Below are 20,066 nucleotides of genomic sequence, written 5' to 3' on the forward strand. Positions count from 1 at the left end.
ATTATCCATAAATTTGGAATCAACTACGAAGAAATTTCCTAAAAGGAGTGTAAAGAAATGACAGAAGAAAAAATCTATGATGTCATTATTATTGGGGCAGGCCCAGCAGGTATGACTGCTGCTGTATATACATCTCGTGCAGATCTATCAACACTAATGATTGAACGCGGAATTCCAGGCGGTCAAATGGCTAATACGGAAGATGTAGAAAACTATCCAGGTTACGATCATATCCTTGGTCCAGACCTTTCAAACAAAATGTTTGAGCATGCAAAAAAATTCGGTGCTGAATATGCGTACGGTGATATTAAAGAAATCATCGACGGAGAAGAATACAAAACTGTTCGTGCAGGCAGCAAAGAATATAAAACACGTTCAGTAATCATTGCTACTGGTGCTGAATATAAAAAATTAGGCGCGCCAGGAGAAAAAGAGCTAGGCGGCCGTGGCGTATCTTATTGCGCTGTATGTGATGGCGCATTCTTTAAAGGCAAAGAGCTGGTCGTTGTAGGTGGTGGAGACTCTGCGGTTGAAGAAGGCGTATATTTAACACGCTTTGCAACAAAAGTAACAATTATTCACCGACGCGATGAGCTTCGTGCACAGAAAATCCTACAACAGCGTGCATTTGACAACGAAAAAGTTGATTTTATCTGGAATACAACGGTCAAAGAAGTAAATGAAAAAGACGGTAAAGTAGGCGGCGTAACGTTAGTAGATACCAAAACAGGTGAAGAGCGTGAATTCGGTGCGGACGGCGTATTCATTTATGTTGGAATGGTTCCACTAACAAAACCATTCGAAAGCCTAAACATTACGAACAAAGAAGGATATATTGAAACGAACGAGCAAATGGAAACAAAAGTACCAGGTGTGTTCGCGGCTGGAGACGTTCGTGAAAAAGCTCTTCGTCAAATTGTAACAGCTACAGGTGATGGAAGTATTGCTGCTCAAGCGGCTCAGCACTATGTAGAAGAGCTAAAAGAAAAGTTAAAAGCTATTCAGCAATAAGGCTGAAATCAACCTTTTACAAAACGTAATTCGGTTTTAACTGTTCTGTAACACCTGTGAAACATTGATGGGGTACTATATAAATAGTAATTGACCCCCTTTTATAAAATATATGTATGTCGGGCATAGGACGTGTTCCTATGCCTCTTTTTTTTTGACTATAACAGATGGAATTCATGTATATAACAGCAAGGGGATATTTTCAGAAAATTTAGTAATAGTTAGTTCATCTCCGTTGTGAGAGAAGTTTGTTTCGTAGTATAATAAAAGAAAATGTCAGTATACATACAATGAGGTGGAAAAAATGCAAAGGGTCACAAATTGTGTATTAATGAAAGATGATAAAGTATTGTTGCTTCAAAAGCCAAGAAGAAACTGGTGGGTGGCCCCGGGTGGGAAAATGGAGCAAGGAGAATCTGTAAAAGACTCTGTTGTAAGAGAATTTCGTGAAGAAACAGGAGTTTATTTAAAAAACCCCACTGTAAAAGGTATCTTTACTTTTACGATGAAAGAAAACGACCAAATTTCATCTGAGTGGATGATGTTTACTTTTTTTGCTACAGATTTTGATGGGACAAATGTGCTAGAATCAGAAGAAGGCAAACTCGGTTGGCATAATTTGAGTGAAGTAAGTGAATTGCCGATGGCACCGGGAGATCATCACATTATCGATTATGTAGCAAAAGGATCGGGTGTTATTTACGGCAACTTTACGTATACAACGGATTTCGAGTTATTATCTTATCGAATTGATCCTTGTTAATGTTAAATAGACATGTATGCATAGATTGAGGGGGATGGAAAATGAGTACTGGGTCTGTAAGCGATATTCAATTAGTGATTATTACTGGAATGTCAGGTGCAGGAAAAACAGTAGCAATTCAGAGTTTTGAAGATTTAGGGTTCTTTTGTGTAGATAATTTACCCCCTACATTGCTACCGAAATTTTTAGAACTCATGAAAGAGTCAGGGAATAAAATGAATAAAGTTGCTCTTGTTATGGATTTGCGAGGCAGAGAGTTTTTTGAAAGCCTATTTGAAGCATTAGATAACATGAGTGAAACAACGTGGGTCACGCCACAAATTTTATTTTTAGATGCGAAAGATTCTGTATTGGTGACGCGCTACAAAGAAACGAGACGTTCACATCCGCTAGCTCCTTCAGGTTTACCGTTAGAAGGAATTGGGATGGAAAGAGAGCTATTAGAGGAGTTAAAAGGAAGAGCTCAGCTTATTTACGAGACGTCAGAGTTAAAGCCAAGAGAGCTTAGAGAAAAGATTTTAACTCAGTTTTCTTCGCATGCTTCACAAGTTTTTACTGTTAATGTGATGTCGTTTGGTTTTAAATACGGAGTGCCAATTGACGCTGATTTAGTCTTTGATGTGCGCTTTTTGCCGAATCCTCACTACATTGACCATATGCGTCCTAAAACAGGGCTTGAAGAAGAGGTTTCTTCTTACGTATTAAAATGGACGGAAACTCAAAAGTTCATTGAAAAAGTAGTAGATTTACTTTCGTTTATGCTTCCACAGTACAAGCGAGAAGGTAAAAGCCAGCTGGTCATTGCTATAGGATGCACAGGCGGACAGCATCGCTCCGTCACATTAGCTGAATATCTAGGCCACCATTTCCAGAATGAATACAAAACTCATATTTCTCATCGTGACATTGAGAGGAGAAAGGAAAATCATAGATGAGCAGTGAACAGCTTCCAAAAGTTGTCGTCATTGGGGGAGGAACGGGCTTACCAGTGCTGTTAAGAGGGTTAAAGGAATACCCTCTTGATCTTACAGCCATCGTAACCGTAGCAGACGACGGGGGAAGTTCTGGCCGATTGCGCGATGAACTTGAAATCCCTGCTCCTGGTGATATTCGAAATGTGCTAGTTGCTTTATCTGATGTAGAGCCACTAGTTGAAGAGCTTTTTCAGCATCGATTTGATACAGGAAATGAGCTTACAGGCCATTCTCTTGGCAATTTATTGCTTGCAGCTATGACGTCTATTACTGGCGATTTTGTGCATGCTATACGAGAAATGAGCAAAGTACTAAATGTCAGAGGCAAAGTACTTCCGGCAGCTAATCAAAGTGTTGTGCTGCATGCGGAGATGCAAGATGGTTCTATTGTAACAGGTGAATCTAAAATTCCAGAAGTCAATAAAAAAATTAATAAGGTATTTTTATCGCCTGCCGATGTGAAACCGCTTGTCGAGACAATAAAAGCTATTCGACGTGCCGATTTAATTGTATTGGGGCCCGGAAGTCTTTATACAAGTATTTTGCCGAATTTACTGGTGCAAGATATTTGTAATGAGCTTTGTTCGACAAAAGCAAAGAAAGTGTACGTATGCAACGTAATGACGCAGCCAGGCGAGACGTTAGGGTTTAAAGCGAGTGATCATATTAAAGCGCTTTACAATCATATGCCGTGTGCATTTTTAGATGCGATTATCGTCAATAATGCACCTATCCCAGCACCATTGAAAAAGAAATATCAAGTAGAGCAGGCTCAGCCTGTAGAATATGATCGTGAAGTATTGCTAAAATTAGGGTTAGAAGTAATTGAAGATCAAATTATTCAGTATGACGGCAGCGTAATTAGGCATGATACAAAAAAAGTCGCAAAGCTTGTGTATTCTATGCTTACATCGCTGCAAGGTAAAGCGAATACGGGTGTTTAACAATATTTTCGTATGTAGATTGGAGGTGAAGTTATGTCATTTGCATCAGAAACAAAAAAAGAGTTAACGAATTTAGAAGTTAAAGATTGCTGTGCAAAAGCAGAGCTTTCTGCATTAATTCGAATGAATGGTTCACTTTCCTTTTCGAATAAAAAATTCACGGTTGATGTTCAAACAGAAAATGCAGCGATTGCTCGGCGCATTTATGTCTTGCTTAAGAAAATTTATGATGTGTCAGTAGAACTGCTTGTGCGCAAGAAGATGCGTTTGAAGAAAAACAATGTGTATATTGTTCGATTAGTAGAAAAAACGAGAATGCTTTTGGAAGACTTAAAAATTGTAGAAGAAGGATTCACGTTTACACATCGTATTTCACCAGAGCTAGTACAAAAGAAATGCTGTAAGCGATCCTACTTAAGAGGCGCATTTTTAGCTGGCGGTTCTATTAATAACCCAGAGACATCATCGTACCATCTTGAAATCTTTTCATTGTATGAAGAGCATAATGAGGCTTTATGCAATTTAATGAACGAATTTCAATTGAATAGTAAAACACTAGAGCGGAAAAAGGGCTACATCAACTATTTGAAAGAAGCGGAAAAAATTACGGAATTTCTAAATATTATCGGAGCTCATAACGCCCTTTTACGGTTTGAGGATGTAAGAATCGTCCGAGATATGCGGAATTCTGTTAATCGCTTAGTTAATTGTGAAACAGCTAACTTAAATAAAACGATTGGAGCAGCTATTCGTCAAGTGGAAAACATTCGTTATATTGATGAAACAGCTGGACTAGACATCTTACCAGAAAAGCTAAGAGAAATTGCTCGTTTGCGCGTGGAATACCAAGATGTTACGTTAAAAGAGCTTGGTGAGATGGTATCTGGAGGTCAAATTAGCAAATCGGGCATTAACCATCGTTTGCGTAAAATTGACCAAATAGCAGACAAGCTTCGCGCCGGTCAGCCAGTCACATAAGGGGAATTGCAAGGGGGAGGATTTTATCATGGAAAAACAAGTAGAAGTAAAATTAAAAACGGGATTACAAGCTCGTGTTGCAGCACTATTCGTGCAAGAGGCAACTCGTTTTACATCCGATGTGTACTTGAAGAAAGATGAGAAAGTAGTCAATGCTAAAAGTATCATGGGGTTAATGAGCTTAGCGATTAATAATGGTTCGCTTATTACGCTTATCGTTGAAGGGGTAGATGAAAAAGAAGCAATGGATGCGTTAGTAGCTTACGTAGAGAACGATGCATAAAAAAACCTTTCCCACAATGGGAAAGGTTTTTTTCTTATTTAGGATCGTTTTCTAATACTTTGTCAATTAGACCGTATTCTAAAGCGCGCTCAGCAGTCATGAAATTATCACGATCTGTATCACGTTGTAGCACTTCTAACGGTTGACCTGTACGCTCAGCTAAGATTGAATTTAGTTTTTCGCGTAAGAATAGAATACGTTTTGCCGCAATTTCGATTTCAGTAGCTTGTCCTTGAGCACCGCCAAGAGGTTGATGAATCATTACTTCACTGTTTGGAAGAGCAAAACGTTTGCCCTTTTCACCAGCAGCCAGTAAGAAAGCACCCATTGATGCAGCCATACCGATACAAATTGTAGAGACTTTTGGTTTAATGAATTGCATCGTATCGTAGATAGCCATTCCAGCTGTAATAGAGCCACCTGGACTGTTGATATAAAGTGAGATATCTTTTTCTGGGTCTTCAGCAGCTAAGAATAGAAGCTGAGAAACGATTGAGTTAGCTACATTATCGTCAATAGCACTACCCAAAATAATAATGCGGTCTTTTAATAAACGTGAATAAATGTCATAAGCACGTTCACCACGGTTTGTTTGTTCAATAACTGTAGGAATTAAGTTCATATTAAATTCCTCCTTAACAAGAATAATTTGTTATGTACCTATAATACACGTATGGTCAATAAAGGTCAAACAAAAGAACCTCTACTACACATATTCGCTTAAAAGACTATGTATTCCTCTTTGACATTATTAAAATTTTTCCCGCTTCTAAAAAAAATAAACGTAGGATTCTATTGAAAAGAGAAGTTTTCTCTCCTATAATGGAAGTTGTGATAAATATGCCCTCGTAGTGTAGTGGATAGCACAAGAGATTCCGGTTCTCTTAGGGTGGGTTCGAATCCTGTCGAGGGCGTCTTAAAACGTTGCAGATTACGCAACGTTTTTTATTTTGAGTAAAAAGGCTCATCTTCTCAAAAAATAATATTTATTTTTCTCCTGTAGCCCTTTATACGCGCAAGGAAGCAAGAAATTAATTCCATTGTACCGGTTGCGGAATTTGTCAGAATACTATAAAACAGTATATAAGGAAAAGAAACACGGAGGAGGAATAAATATGAAATATATGAACAAATTTTTCATTGTCAGTGTATCGGTAGCGCTATTACTATCTGCATGCGGGACGAACGAGGATTCTGCTCAGTCGAAGTCTAATGATCAAACAGAAAATGTTCAGAAGGATATGGTTTCCAAATCTGATCAAACATCGGGCGCTGAAAAAGAAGAGACGAAAAAAGATGCTGATTCTTCCGAGGCCTCAACCAAACCTTCAGGAAATCAGTTAGCAACTAGCGGAACAGCGGAAGATGAACAGTCAACCTCTTCTCAAGAAACAAAACTAACAAAAAGCCCAGAGCAAGACTATTCTATCCAAGTAATGGACGGCTATAAACTAACGGGTGAAGAACCAGGAAAAGATGCATTAGTATTAACTTTAGATGATTCTCAATTTATGCGTATAGAGATGCTTTCATCAGAAACATCGATGGACGATGCTGCTCAATCTGTTAAACAAACGGCAACAGCAGTTAATAAGAATGCAGCAGAGAAAAAGAATCTTGAAGAGGATGGAATCTTCAAAGATTCTGTTTGGTATGAAGCGAATTCTGGAGATCATACGGTGAATGCTGTGTTAGTTAAAGGAAAGAAGCCAATGAAGCTAACTATCTTTACGAAAAATAACAAAGAAAACTTAGACAAGTTCATGCAAATGGCAAAAACCATTCAATAAGCGATTATTCCACTATTATACAAATGCAGATAATTCGACATGACGAAGAAAAATTCATGTCGAATTATTACTCGTACCATATAGTCGGTGCCAATTATAATGAAAAGTTATAAAGGTGTATAGCTCTATTACTTTTTTGATGGTTCGTAATAAAATATAGAATGAACCGCTTCGTTAACAAGAGTTGACGGAGATTTTTTGATGAAAAAATTACGTATAAAAAATAGTTCTGTATTCTTTGAAAGCGTTTTTATAGTAAAATAGATAAAGGGGAGGGGAGAAATAATGGAGATTGGATTATTTCAGCAGCAGTCGTTAAAGCTGACGATGTCAAAAGAATTATCACAAGCTATTTCTCTTTTACAATATTCATCAATGGATATTGTAGCGTTTTTACATGAGCAGGCGCTTCAAAATCCGCTTATAGATTTTTCAGAGCTGCCCGTCTATACATCTCACAATCAAAAAAATCATGCAACTTCTGATTCAACAGATTATATGAGCAGTATACCGGCTCCTAAAGAAACGCTGTACGAACATTTAATGAATCAAGCCGCATTATTAAAATTAGATGAATGTGAGCAGGCAGCCGTTGAGTTTGTTATTCATAGTCTAGACGATGCCGGCTATTTGCACGATGAGTTAGTCATACTTGCTAACCAGCTTGGCCAAAGTCAGGAGCAGGTTGAAAAGGCTCTTCAATTTGTGCAGCAGATGGACCCTGCAGGAGTAGGAGCGAGAAGTTTACAAGAGTGTTTAATGCTTCAATTAAAAAGAAGTAATCAGTGGACGGAAAAAATAGAGCAAATTTTGACACATCACTTTGAAGAATTTGCGTATAAAAAATGGATGAAGATTTCAAAGTTATGTCAAATCTCACTTGAAGATCTTCAACAGTTACATGAACAGATCAAAAAGTTAAATCCTCGTCCCGGCTCATTTTATATGAAGTCCAATGAACGATTCATTGTCCCGGATTTTATTGTGAAAATTGAAGATGGAAATGTCGTTGCTTATGCAAATGAGGATTTGGAACCTCGTCTTTCAGTGAATGAACAATACAAACTTCAGCTGAAAAATAGGCAGAACCAAGAGATGTTCTCTTATTTGCAAGAGAAATACCGTGAGTTCCAATGGATTATGAAAAGCTTACACACACGAAAAGACACATTAAACGCATTAATGAACACCTTACTAGTTGAACAAGAAGCCTTTTTTAAAAAGGGTCCTTCGTATTTGAAGCCTTTAACGATGAAGGAAGTCGCTGAACAAACGTCTGTACATGAATCAACGATTAGCCGTGCTACTCGGCACAAATATATTCAAACGCCCTTTGGCACCTTTTCAATGAAATCTTTTTTCTCAACTAGTATTCAACTTGGCAACAACGAAGCGACCTCTACAACTCACGTAAAAGAGCTGCTTAAAAAGCTAGTATCGGAAGAAAACAAGCAGCGTCCGCTTTCAGATCAGCAGTTAGCTAACGTCTTGCAAAGCGATTATAACGTTAATATTTCAAGACGAACGGTAGCCAAATATCGAGATCAATTAAACGTTTTGCCGTCCAGTCAACGAAAACTTTTTGTCACGCAGTAAAGGAGTGGGGACGTGGAAGTTATACTGTATACCAAAAATGGGTGTCACTTATGCGATGATGCAAAGGATTTGTTTGTAGAGATGCAGTCTGAGTTTTCCTTTCAGCTTATTGAACGAGATATTTACAAAAACGATGAGTGGCTGGAAAAGTATCACCTTGCGATTCCTGTAGTAGAAATGGATGGAGAAGAAGTGGAATACGGAAAAATAACAGGTATTCCATTAAGAAAACGCTTACTTTTAAAAATAGGCAACACATGAGTTGAATAAAGGATTCACTCCTGTTAGAATAGATCTTGTAGCAGGGTGAATTTTTTTTGCGCAAGGTGGGACATAATATGTCTATACGGGACAAAAAGTGTCCAGCAAGTTTATGCCTTAAGGGGATTTTAACATGCGTTCTTTAATAGAAGTACAACGAAAATTATTACCTGAACTTCTCTCAGTTATGCAAAAGCGCTATCAAATCTTGCAATACATACGTTTAATGCAACCGATTGGTCGCAGAAACTTAGCTGTAAGCCTTGGGCTAACAGAGCGTGTGTTACGAAGCGAAGTAACATTCTTAAAAGAACAAGATTTGATTGACATTTACCCTAGTGGGATGACACTTACAAATGAGGGAGAATTGCTTCTAGCTGAATTAGAAGAGGTAATGAAGGAAGTTTCAGGACTTCGATTATTGGAAACAACATTAAAAGAGGCGTTTTCTTTATCAGAAGTTGTTGTTGTATCTGGAGATAGTGATCAGTCTCCTTGGGTCAAAAATGAAATGGGTCGAGCATCTGTTTCGTGTATCAAGGAGCGCCTTGTTGGTAAAAAAAATACCGTTGCTGTTACAGGTGGTACAACGCTTGCCGCTGTTGCCGAAATGATGACGCCTGATTCAAAACACCCTGATGTACTTTTTGTGCCTGCTCGCGGAGGGCTAGGGGAAAATGTACAAAACCAAGCAAACACGATTTGTGCTAAGATGGCTGAAAAGTCCATGAGTCACTATCGCTTGCTTCATGTTCCAGATCAGCTTAGTGATGAAGCATACCGATCTATTATCGGTGAACCATCTATTAAAGATATGCTTCATTTAATTAAGTCCGCTGGTATGGTTGTTCACGGAATAGGAGACGCTATGACAATGGCAGAACGCCGTAAAACACCACGAGCTGACTTAGAAAAAGTGAAAAATGGACATGCTGTAGGTGAGGCATTTGGATACTATTTTAATCATCAAGGCGAAGTTGTTCATAAAGTTAAAACAGTTGGCATACAACTCGATGATTTAAAGAACAATAAATGTGTTATTGCTGTTGCAGGAGGTTCATCAAAAGCAAAGGCAATTAAAGCGTTTATGCAACAAGCGCATGATTCGATTCTCATTACAGATGAAGGCGCCGCAAAAGAGTTAGTAAGGGATTTTAATTAATCCCTCATATAAAAAATACTTTTTACATTCAAGGAGGAAATACCCATGGCAGTAAAAATTGGTATTAACGGATTTGGTCGTATCGGCCGTAACGTATTCCGTGCAGCTTTAAAAAATGATAACGTTGAAGTAGTAGCAATTAACGACTTAACAGATGCTAACATGCTTGCTCACCTTTTAAAATATGATTCTGTACACGGAAAATTAGATGCAGAAGTAGTAGTAGATGGTAGCAACTTAGTAGTAAACGGTAAAACAATCGAAATCTCTGCTGAACGTGACCCAGCTCAATTATCTTGGGGCAAACAAGGCGTAGAAATCGTTGTTGAATCTACTGGGTTCTTCACAAAACGCGCTGACGCTGCAAAACACTTAGAAGCAGGAGCTAAAAAAGTAATTATCTCTGCTCCAGCATCTGACGAAGATATCACAATTGTAATGGGTGTTAACGAAGACAAGTACGATGCAGCTAACCACAATGTAATTTCAAACGCTTCTTGTACAACTAACTGCTTAGCGCCATTTGCTAAAGTGTTAAACGACAAGTTCGGTCTTAAACGCGGAATGATGACAACAGTTCACTCTTACACAAACGACCAACAAATCTTAGACTTACCACATAAAGATTACCGTCGTGCTCGTGCAGCTGCTGAAAACATCATCCCAACTTCAACTGGTGCTGCTAAAGCTGTATCTCTAGTATTACCTGAATTAAAAGGTAAATTAAACGGTGGAGCTATGCGTGTTCCAACTCCAAACGTTTCTTTAGTAGACTTAGTTGCTGAACTTGACAAAGAAGTAACTGTTGAAGATGTAAACAACGCTCTTAAAGAAGCTGCTGAAGGCGATCTTAAAGGTATCCTTGGTTACAGCGAAGAGCCACTAGTATCTGGTGACTACAACGGTAACATCAACTCTTCTACAATCGATGCATTATCTACAATGGTAATGGAAGGTAACATGGTTAAAGTTATCTCTTGGTACGATAATGAGAGCGGATATTCTAACCGTGTAGTAGACCTTGCTCAATACATCGCTGCTAAAGGACTATAAGAATAACTTAAAAATCGCTTCTATTTTATTCAATAAGACAGAAATCGACTAGACTTTCTTTTTTTATTGGATATCTGAAAATAGAACGACTATAATAAGACTTGCTAAGGAAGAGAGGGGCATACCCCCTCTTCCTTGATTTATGTATTGGCTTCTACATGAAAACGCGTCATAAGCAGCTAACTGGAGTTTCACTTTATATAGAAAGGCGCCAATATATAAAATGAAATGTGCGTTGGTTTGTGGATTGATGATTACATAGAAGCCTACTTGCTTAGTACCATAAATACTTAAGGAGGCCTTTTAACGATGAACAAAAAAACGTTGAAAGACATCGATGTAAAAGGAAAGCGAGTATTTTGTCGCGTAGACTTTAACGTACCAATGAAAGACGGAAAAGTAACAGACGAAACTCGTATTCGTGCAGCTATTCCTACTATTCAATATTTAGTAGAACAAGGTGCAAAAGTAATTTTAGCTAGCCATCTTGGACGTCCAAAAGGCGAAGTTGTTGAAGAGTTACGTCTAAATGCTGTTGCAGAACGTTTACAAGCTCTTCTTGGTAAAGATGTTGCAAAAGCTGACGAAGCTTTTGGTAAAGAAGTAAAGAAAACAATCGACGGCATGAGCGAAGGCGATGTTTTAGTACTTGAAAACGTACGTTTTTACCCAGGCGAAGAGAAAAACGATCCTGAATTAGCAAAAGCATTTGCTGAATTAGCAGATGTATACGTAAACGATGCATTCGGTGCAGCTCACCGTGCGCATGCTTCAACAGAAGGAATTGCTCACCATATTCCAGCAGTAGCAGGTTTCTTAATGGAAAAAGAGCTTGATGTGCTATCAAAAGCATTATCAAACCCAGAACGTCCATTTACTGCAATCGTTGGTGGAGCAAAAGTTAAAGACAAAATCGGTGTAATTGACCACTTACTTGATAAAGTAGATAACTTAATCATCGGTGGAGGACTTTCTTACACATTTATTAAGGCACTAGGCCATGAAGTAGGTAAATCACTTCTTGAAGAAGACAAGGTTGAACTTGCAAAATCTTTCATGGAAAAAGCTAAGAAAAACGGGGTAAACTTCTACATGCCAGTGGACGTGGTAGTAGCAGATGACTTCTCAAATGATGCTAATACTCAAGTTGTATCAATTGAAAACATTCCAAGCGATTGGGAAGGCTTAGACGCGGGACCGAAAACGCGTGAAATCTATGCTGACGTAATCAAAAACTCTAAGTTAGTTATTTGGAATGGACCAATGGGTGTATTTGAATTAGACACATTTGCTAACGGAACAAAAGCAGTAGCGGAAGCTTTAGCAGAAGCAACTGACACATATTCAGTAATCGGTGGAGGAGACTCTGCAGCAGCTGTTGAAAAATTCGACTTAGCTGATAAAATGAGCCATATTTCTACAGGTGGCGGTGCGTCACTAGAGTTTATGGAAGGTAAAGAACTTCCAGGCGTAGTTGCATTAAACGATAAGTAAGTTTATGTTTCAGTAAGACGGAGGACCGACCTGACGACTGATAATATAAACAATTATCAAGCAGCGAAGAAGAATGACCAAGAGATAAAAGGGACCGAATCACTTTTAACAGCACCCTCTTGGACATCTAACGCGTGAAGGGAAAACCCACAATAAACAAAGGACGGTGTTATACATGCGTAAACCAATTATTGCAGGAAACTGGAAAATGAACAAAGTACTTTCTGAAGCAACTAGCTTTATTGAAGAAGTAAATGGAGCAGTACCATCTCCTGAAAGCGTAGATTCAGTAGTATGTGCACCTGCATTATTTTTAGATCGTTTAGTAGAAGCGACTAAAGGCACAGACTTAAAAATTGGTGCACAAAACATGCACTTTGAAGAAAACGGTGCGTTCACTGGAGAAGTGAGCCCTGTTGCTTTAGCAGACCTAGGTGTGAACTATGTAATTTTAGGACACTCTGAGCGTCGTGAAATGTTTGCTGAAACGGACGAAACAGTAAACCAAAAAACAATTGCTGCATTCAAACATGGTTTAACACCAATCGTTTGCTGCGGTGAAACAAACGAAGAGTACGAGCAAGATCAAACAAAAACAGTTGTAGCTAATCAAGTACAAAAAGCATTAGCTGGTCTAACTGATGAGCAAGTAAAGCAAACAGTTATCGCATATGAGCCAATCTGGGCAATCGGTACAGGTAAATCTTCAACTGCTGAAGGTGCAAACGAAGTTTGTGCATACATCCGTAGCGTTGTTGCAGAACAATTCTCTCAAGATGTTGCAGATGCTGTACGCATTCAATATGGCGGTAGCGTAAAACCTGCTAATATTAAAGAATACATGTCTCAATCAGACATTGACGGGGCTTTAGTAGGTGGAGCAAGCTTAGAAGCAGATTCTTTCTTACAGCTTTTGGAGGCTGGTAAGTAATGAGTAAAAAGCCAGTAGCATTAATCATCTTAGATGGTTTTGCATTACGCGATGAAGATAAAGGTAATGCGGTAACACATGCGAAAAAACCAAACTTCGACCGTTTCTGGAACGAGTATCCTCATGCTACACTTCAGGCATCTGGAGAAGCTGTAGGCTTACCAGAAGGCCAAATGGGTAACTCTGAAGTAGGTCACTTAAACATCGGCGCAGGCCGAGTTGTGTACCAAAGCCTAACTCGTGTAAACGTCGCAATTCGTGAAGGCGAGTTTGAACAAAATGAAACGCTTCTAGCAGCTGTAAAACACGCAAAAGAAAAAGGTACAAACCTTCATCTTTTCGGGCTTTTATCTGATGGCGGTGTACACAGTCACATTGATCATCTGTATGCATTATTGCGTTTAGCTAAGAGTGAAGGCTTAGAAAAAGTCTACATTCATGGCTTCTTAGACGGTCGTGACGTAGCACCTCAATCTGCTGAAACGTATTTAAAAGAACTTAATGAAAAAATTGAAGAGTACGGCGTTGGTGAAATTGCAACACTTTCAGGACGTTACTACTCAATGGACCGCGACAAACGCTGGGAGCGCGTAGAGAAATCATACCGCGCAATGGTGTATGGCGAAGGTCCATCATATACAAGTGCTGAAGAGTGCGTAAAAGATTCATATGAAAATGGAATCTATGATGAATTCGTTTTACCTTCTGTTATTACAAAAGAAGACGGATCGCCAGTTGCGACAATTCAAGACGAAGATGCAGTAATTTTCTACAACTTCCGTCCGGATCGCGCAATTCAAATTTCAAATACGTTTGCAAACGAAGATTTCCGTTCATTTGATCGCGGTGAGAAACATCCGAAAAACTTACATTTTGTATGTTTAACTCACTTTAGCGAAACAGTTGACGGATATGTAGCGTTTAAGCCAATTAACTTAGATAATACGCTTGGTGAAGTGTTATCTCAAAATAACTTAAAGCAGCTTCGTATTGCTGAAACAGAAAAATATCCTCACGTAACGTTCTTTATGAGCGGTGGACGTGAAGCAGAGTTTCCTGGTGAAACGCGTATCTTAATCGATTCACCAAAAGTAGCAACATATGACTTGAAACCTGAGATGAGTGCTTATGAAGTGACGGACGCGTTGCTTGCAGAAATTGAAGGCGACAAGCAAGATGCTATTTTATTAAACTTTGCAAATCCTGATATGGTAGGTCATTCAGGTATGTTAGAACCAACGGTAAAAGCAATTGAAACAGTAGATGAGTGCTTAGGCAAAATTGTAGATGCAATTTTAGCTAAAGGTGGTACAGCAATCATCACAGCAGACCATGGTAATGCTGATGAAGTGATTACGCTTGAAGGTAATCCAATGACGGCTCATACAACGAATCCTGTTCCAGTAATCGTAACAAAACAAGGCTTAGAGCTTCGTGAAGACGGTATTTTAGGAGATTTGGCTCCTACAATGCTAACCCTTCTAGATGTAGCACAGCCAAGAGAAATGACAGGTAAAACATTAATTAAATAATTGAATTATAAAGGAGAGTTTTAAAATGCCAGCAATTCTTGACATTTATGCACGCGAAGTATTAGATTCTCGCGGTAACCCAACAGTTGAAGTTGAAGTATATACTGAATCAGGCGCTTTCGGACGCGCTCTAGTACCAAGTGGTGCTTCTACTGGTGAATATGAAGCAGTAGAATTACGCGATGGTGACAAATCTCGCTACCTAGGTAAAGGTGTATTAAAAGCAGTAGAAAACGTAAATGAAATTATCGCTCCTGAATTAGTAGGTATGGACGTAACTGATCAAATCGGTATCGACCGCCTTATGATCGAACTAGACGGAACTGAAAACAAAGGTAAATTAGGTGCTAATGCTATTCTTGGTGTATCTATGGCAGTAGCTCACGCAGCAGCTGACTTTGTAGGTCTTCCATTATACCGTTACCTTGGTGGATTCAACGCGAAGCAATTACCAACTCCAATGATGAACATCATCAACGGTGGTTCTCATGCTGATAACAACGTTGACTTCCAAGAATTCATGATCCTACCTGTAGGAGCTCCTACATTCAAAGAAGCAATCCGTATGGGTGCTGAAGTATTCCACGCCTTAAAATCTGTTTTAGCTGCTAAAGGCTTAAACACAGCTGTAGGTGACGAAGGTGGCTTCGCTCCTAACTTAGGTTCTAACCGTGAAGCATTAGAAGTAATCGTAGAAGCGATTACAAAAGCTGGTTATGAAGCTGGTAAAGACATCCAACTAGGTATGGACGTAGCTTCTTCTGAGTTCTTCAACAAAGAAACTGGTAAATATGACTTAGCAGGCGAAGGCCGTACAGGCGTAACTTCTGCTGAAATGGTAGATTTCTACGAGCAGTTAGTTAACGAATTCCCAATCGTTTCAATCGAAGACGGTTTAGACGAAAATGACTGGGATGGTCACAAGCTATTAACTGAGCGCATCGGTAACAAAGTACAGCTTGTTGGTGACGATCTATTCGTAACGAACACGAAAAAACTTGCTCAAGGTATTGAACAAGGCGTAGGTAACTCTATCCTTATCAAAGTTAACCAAATTGGTACGTTAACTGAAACGTTTGAAGCTATCGAAATGGCTAAACGTGCTGGTTACACAGCAGTAGTTTCTCACCGTTCTGGTGAAACTGAAGATGCAACAATTGCTGATATCGCTGTTGCAACAAATGCTGGCCAAATTAAAACTGGTTCTATGAGCCGTACAGACCGTATTGCAAAATACAACCAATTACTACGCATCGAAGACGAGCTAGGTGTTCTAGCTGTATACGATGGTGCTAAATCTTTCTACAACTTAAAAAAATAAGTTGAAATCATAAAAAACGGATGACGATTGTCATCCGTTTTTTTACGTTAAAATCCCGTGTATTTCGCTGTCATTACTTGTATGAGAGGGTTTTTTATGATAAATTAGCCTTAGCGTAGTGCGCGTACTTTATCCCCGGTAATGCCAATCAGAAGGGATGAAGAAAACCCGCTGATTGACTATTACTTGGTGTAGGAGGTGTGTCTTAGTGCATACATTGCTGATTACTTTACTAGTGATTGTTTCAATTGCATTGATTGTTGTGGTCGTTTTACAATCAAGCAAAACTACTGGATTATCTGGAGCTATTTCCGGTGGAGCTGAAACATTATTTGGAAAACAAAAAGCACGTGGAATTGACTTAGTTTTACACCGTTTGACAGTAGTGTTATCTATCTTGTTTTTTGCGTTAACACTTGCTGTATCTTATTTCAAACTTTAATATGTTACTGGATAGACTGCCACCTAATGCATATGTACTTGGTGTATACCAACTTATGTATTAGGTGGTTTTTTAATGGGCGTGTTGAATACTTTAATTTCATTTTTAAGTAATGATATAATATAGCTTTAGAAAAAAGTACTAAATATAGTATAAAAGCGTAAAAGTGGACGGCCACTTCTTTTGTTATGTGATGACCGTCACATAAATACATGTTTTTTTCTATTATGACTGCAGATATTATAACTAAAAGGAGTTAAATGATATATGAAAATTGCACAACCAAAGCCATTTACATTTGAAGGCGGCGAAAAAGCTGTTTTATTACTTCATGGTTTTACCGGAAATTCTGCTGATGTTCGTATGTTAGGTCGTTTTTTAGAGAAAAAAGGATATACATGCCATGCACCTCATTATAAAGGACACGGTGTAGCGCCTGAAGAGCTTGTTCATACTGGTCCGGAAGATTGGTGGAAAGATGTCATGGAAGGCTATGAGTTTTTAAAAAGCAAAGGTCATGAAAGTATTGCTGCTGTAGGTCTTTCGCTAGGTGGCGTATTTTCACTGAAATTAGGTTACACTGTACCTATAAAGGGTATTGTGCCTATGTGCGCGCCTATGTATATAAAGAGTGAAGAAGTCATGTATGAAGGTGTTTTAGCCTATGCACGCGAATATAAAAAGCGTGAAGGTAAATCGTCTGAACAGATTGAACAGGAAATGGAAGAGTTCAAACAAACACCAATGAACACATTAAAGTCTTTACAGGAATTAATCGCTGAAGTGCGAAACTCAGTTGATATGATTTATGCACCGACATTTGTTGTACAAGGTCGTCATGATCATATGATTAATACAGACAGCGCTAATATTATTTATAATAGCGTTGAGTCTCCTACAAAAGATATAAAATGGTACGAAGAATCTGGTCATACCATTACCTTTGATAAAGAGCGTGATCAGCTTCACGAGGATGTATATGCATTTTTGGAATCACTTGATTGGTAATAGATATAATACGAATAAAGAAAAAGGAGGGACATGAAGTGAAAGAAGAAAATCACCCCTATATGAATGAAATATTGGATTTTATGAAAAGGGATAATTATAAACCTTTGACTGTCCAAGAGCTTGCAAAAGAATTTAATAATGAGGATGCAGAGTCATTCAAAGACTTTGTGAAGACACTTGTTATTATGGAAGAGAAGGGTTCAATTATCCGAGCAAGAAACGACCGCTACGGGCTGCCGGAACAAATGAATTTTGTCAAAGGAAAAGTAAGCGGACATGCAAAAGGCTTTGCGTTCGTAGTTCCTGAAGAAAAAGACGCGGGAGATGTATTTATTCCGCCTACTGAAACAAATAATGCTATGCACGGGGATATTGTGCTTGCAAGAGTGTCATCAGAATCATCAGGTGCTCGTCGTGAAGGGACAATTGTAAAAATCTTAGAACGAGGTACCCAGCAAATTGTAGGTACGTATACGCAAAGCAAAAATTTCGGCTTTGTGATTGCGGATGACAAAAAAATTGCAGGTGACATCTTTATTCCTAAAGCAGCAAGAAACGGTGCAGTTGAAGGTCATAAAGTAGTAGTAGAACTGACAACCTATCCGGAAGGCCGCATGAATGCAGAAGGAAAAGTTGTTCAAATTCTTGGACATAAAAACGATCCGGGGATTGATATCATTTCTGTTATCCATAAGCACGGTCTTCCTCAAGAATTTCCTGCTGATGCTTTAACCCAAGCAATTGATACACCTGAGACGATTGATGAAAAAGATATCGGCAACCGCCGTGATCTTCGTGATCAGGTTATTGTAACCATTGACGGAGCAGATGCAAAGGATTTGGATGATGCCGTAACGGTTACAGAGCTTGAAAATGGAAACTACAAATTAGGCGTTCACATTGCAGATGTAAGCCACTACGTTAAAGAAGGTTCTCCCATTGATGTAGAAGCAGCAGATCGCGGAACAAGCGTCTATTTAGTAGACCGAGTTATTCCAATGATTCCTCATCGTTTATCTAATGGAATTTGCTCATTAAATCCAAAAGTCAACCGTTTTACGCTTTCTTGTGAGATGGAAATCGATGCACAAGGTGAAGTAGTCAAACATGAGATTTTTGAAAGTGTCATCAAAACGACAGAACGAATGACATATTCAGACGTTAACAAAATCTTAGTGGATAAAGATGAAGAAGTTTTAGAACGATATGAACCAATCGTTCCGATGTTCCAGCGTATGGAAAAGCTGGCCGCTATTCTTCGTAAAAAGAGAATGGATCGAGGTGCCATTGATTTTGATTTCAAAGAAGCAAAAGTATTGGTAGACGATGATGGCCATCCGCACGATGTTATTTTGCGTGAACGTTCAGTTGCTGAAAAGCTAATCGAAGAATTTATGCTGGCAGCAAATGAAACAGTAGCGGAACATTTTCACTGGATGAACGTACCGTTTATTTATCGTATTCATGAAGATCCTGATGCAGAGAAGCTTACTCGTTTCTTAGAGTTTATTACAAACTTTGGTTACACGGTGAAAGGGACAGGCAACGATATTCATCCGCGTGCGCTGCAGGATATTTTAGAAGAAGTAAAAGGCACGCCTGAAGAAATGGTTATTTCAACTGTTATGCTTCGTTCGATGAAACAAGCGAAATATGAAGCAGAAAGTTTAGGCCACTTCGGTTTATCAGCTGAGTTTTATACGCATTTTACATCTCCAATCCGTCGTTACCCGGATTTGATTGTTCATCGTCTAATTCGAACGTATTTAATTGAAGGAAAATCAGATCAGCAAACGCAAGAAAAATGGCGCGAGCTTCTGCCTGATATTGCTGAGCATTCTTCTAATATGGAACGCCGTTCAGTGGACGCTGAGAGAGAAACAGACGATATGAAAAAAGCTGAGTTTATGGCTGATAAAGTTGGAGAAGTATTTAATGGTATTATTAGCTCTGTTACCAACTTTGGAATGTTCGTGGAGCTAGAAAATACGATTGAAGGGTTAGTCCACGTTAGTGACTTAACGGATGACTATTATCGTTACGATGAACGTCATTATGCGATGATTGGAGAAAGAACCGGCAATGTCTTCCGAATTGGAGACGAAATTGAAGTAAAAGTTGCCGCTGTGAATAAAGACGAGCGTTCAGTAGACTTTGTTATTGTAGGAATGAAAGAAAGTCGCAAACGCTTATCTAAAGACCGTCCTAAAGTGATTAAAGCAAAACAAAAGTCACGCAAAGAGGACAAAGGAAAAAGTCGAGAGGGCAGCCGAAGCAAAAATGAAGAGTGGTCTACTCAAAAGCCAAAGAAGAAAAAGAAAAAAAGATTCTTCGAAGGCGCCCCGAACGTTAAGCGCAAAAAGAAAAAGCGCAGATAATCGACAGCAGTGAAGCAGAAGGATAGTCCTTCTGCTTCAAAACAGCTTAATTAAACGTTTTAGTTGTTGTTTAGATTTCCATACAGTAAAATGGTACATAATATCATACATATACATAAGTACGGCTGAAGGGAAGGAACGT

19 protein-coding genes and 1 tRNA gene are annotated in these 20,066 nt (G+C 38.8%); 19 read left to right on the forward strand and 1 reads right to left on the reverse strand.

Annotation, left to right across the window (positions count from 1 at the left end; all coding sequences use genetic code 11):
• The first annotated feature begins 57 nt into the window (after nt 1-57).
• From trxB to ACLHDF_RS12280, 6 genes are all read left to right on the forward strand, one after another.
• Entirely contained in the window at nt 58-1,011 is a 954-nt protein-coding gene (gene trxB / locus ACLHDF_RS12255) for a thioredoxin-disulfide reductase (RefSeq protein ID WP_413919093.1), read from the forward strand.
• A 304-nt stretch (nt 1,012-1,315) separates the two neighbouring features.
• Entirely contained in the window at nt 1,316-1,774 is a 459-nt protein-coding gene (locus ACLHDF_RS12260; protein ID WP_413919094.1) for an 8-oxo-dGTP diphosphatase, read from the forward strand.
• Between the two features lie 41 nt (nt 1,775-1,815).
• Complete coding sequence (gene rapZ, locus ACLHDF_RS12265) at nt 1,816-2,709, forward strand: RNase adapter RapZ (protein WP_013059711.1); 894 nt, start codon at nt 1,816-1,818, stop codon at nt 2,707-2,709.
• On the forward strand, nt 2,706-3,692 hold the full coding sequence (locus tag ACLHDF_RS12270; RefSeq protein ID WP_013085391.1) for a gluconeogenesis factor YvcK family protein: 987 nt from the start codon (nt 2,706-2,708) through the stop codon (nt 3,690-3,692). Before rapZ ends, ACLHDF_RS12270 begins: the two co-directional genes overlap by 4 nt.
• A 33-nt stretch (nt 3,693-3,725) precedes the next feature.
• Nucleotides 3,726-4,670: a DNA-binding protein WhiA gene (gene whiA, locus ACLHDF_RS12275; RefSeq protein ID WP_413919095.1), complete on the forward strand. Its 945-nt coding sequence runs from the start codon at nt 3,726-3,728 to the stop codon at nt 4,668-4,670.
• 28 nt (nt 4,671-4,698) lie between these two features.
• Nucleotides 4,699-4,953, forward strand: coding sequence for an HPr family phosphocarrier protein (locus ACLHDF_RS12280; protein WP_013059708.1), 255 nt, complete (start codon nt 4,699-4,701; stop codon nt 4,951-4,953).
• A gap of 34 nt (nt 4,954-4,987) precedes the next feature.
• Here the strand turns inward: ACLHDF_RS12280 and clpP are convergent, their stop codons facing one another.
• Nucleotides 4,988-5,575, reverse strand: coding sequence for an ATP-dependent Clp endopeptidase proteolytic subunit ClpP (clpP, locus tag ACLHDF_RS12285; RefSeq protein ID WP_013059707.1), 588 nt, complete (start codon nt 5,573-5,575; stop codon nt 4,988-4,990).
• A gap of 220 nt (nt 5,576-5,795) precedes the next feature.
• Here clpP and ACLHDF_RS12290 point away from each other — a divergent pair.
• The 13 genes from ACLHDF_RS12290 to rnr all read left to right on the forward strand — a co-directional run bounded on the left by ACLHDF_RS12290 (nt 5,796) and on the right by rnr (nt 19,924).
• Nucleotides 5,796-5,867 (forward strand) — tRNA-Arg (locus ACLHDF_RS12290).
• 201 nt (nt 5,868-6,068) lie between these two features.
• Nucleotides 6,069-6,743, forward strand: coding sequence for a hypothetical protein (locus ACLHDF_RS12295; RefSeq protein WP_413919096.1), 675 nt, complete (start codon nt 6,069-6,071; stop codon nt 6,741-6,743).
• 285 nt (nt 6,744-7,028) lie between these two features.
• Nucleotides 7,029-8,339: an RNA polymerase factor sigma-54 gene (gene rpoN, locus ACLHDF_RS12300; RefSeq protein WP_413919097.1), complete on the forward strand. Its 1,311-nt coding sequence runs from the start codon at nt 7,029-7,031 to the stop codon at nt 8,337-8,339.
• A gap of 12 nt (nt 8,340-8,351) precedes the next feature.
• Entirely contained in the window at nt 8,352-8,600 is a 249-nt protein-coding gene (locus ACLHDF_RS12305; protein WP_413919098.1) for a glutaredoxin family protein, read from the forward strand.
• A 133-nt stretch (nt 8,601-8,733) separates the two neighbouring features.
• A complete protein-coding gene (locus ACLHDF_RS12310) occupies nt 8,734-9,762 on the forward strand; it encodes a sugar-binding transcriptional regulator (RefSeq protein WP_413919099.1) in 1,029 nt (342 codons plus the stop codon).
• 45 nt (nt 9,763-9,807) lie between these two features.
• The gene (gene gap, locus ACLHDF_RS12315; RefSeq protein ID WP_013059702.1) at nt 9,808-10,815 is read left to right on the forward strand and encodes a type I glyceraldehyde-3-phosphate dehydrogenase; all 1,008 of its coding nucleotides are present in this window, start codon (nt 9,808-9,810) and stop codon (nt 10,813-10,815) included.
• 309 nt (nt 10,816-11,124) lie between these two features.
• Nucleotides 11,125-12,309 (forward strand): phosphoglycerate kinase, encoded by a 1,185-nt coding sequence (locus ACLHDF_RS12320; protein ID WP_413919100.1) that lies wholly within the window; start codon nt 11,125-11,127, stop codon nt 12,307-12,309.
• Nucleotides 12,310-12,484: 175 nt separating this feature from the next.
• On the forward strand, nt 12,485-13,240 hold the full coding sequence (gene tpiA, locus ACLHDF_RS12325; protein ID WP_413919101.1) for a triose-phosphate isomerase: 756 nt from the start codon (nt 12,485-12,487) through the stop codon (nt 13,238-13,240).
• Nucleotides 13,240-14,772, forward strand: a complete 1,533-nt coding sequence (gpmI, locus tag ACLHDF_RS12330; RefSeq protein WP_413919102.1) for a 2,3-bisphosphoglycerate-independent phosphoglycerate mutase — start codon at nt 13,240-13,242, stop codon at nt 14,770-14,772. Before tpiA ends, gpmI begins: the two co-directional genes overlap by 1 nt.
• Nucleotides 14,773-14,797: 25 nt before the next feature.
• On the forward strand, nt 14,798-16,093 hold the full coding sequence (gene eno, locus ACLHDF_RS12335) for a phosphopyruvate hydratase (RefSeq protein WP_413919103.1): 1,296 nt from the start codon (nt 14,798-14,800) through the stop codon (nt 16,091-16,093).
• A gap of 208 nt (nt 16,094-16,301) precedes the next feature.
• Entirely contained in the window at nt 16,302-16,535 is a 234-nt protein-coding gene (secG, locus tag ACLHDF_RS12340; protein ID WP_014457843.1) for a preprotein translocase subunit SecG, read from the forward strand.
• Between the two features lie 267 nt (nt 16,536-16,802).
• A complete protein-coding gene (locus ACLHDF_RS12345; protein ID WP_029714523.1) occupies nt 16,803-17,543 on the forward strand; it encodes an alpha/beta hydrolase in 741 nt (246 codons plus the stop codon).
• A gap of 62 nt (nt 17,544-17,605) precedes the next feature.
• Nucleotides 17,606-19,924: a ribonuclease R gene (gene rnr, locus ACLHDF_RS12350; RefSeq protein ID WP_413919425.1), complete on the forward strand. Its 2,319-nt coding sequence runs from the start codon at nt 17,606-17,608 to the stop codon at nt 19,922-19,924.
• Nucleotides 19,925-20,066: the final 142 nt, after the last annotated feature.

The organism is Priestia megaterium, from assembly GCF_046599315.1.
Lineage (GTDB): Bacteria > Bacillota > Bacilli > Bacillales > Bacillaceae_H > Priestia > Priestia megaterium_F.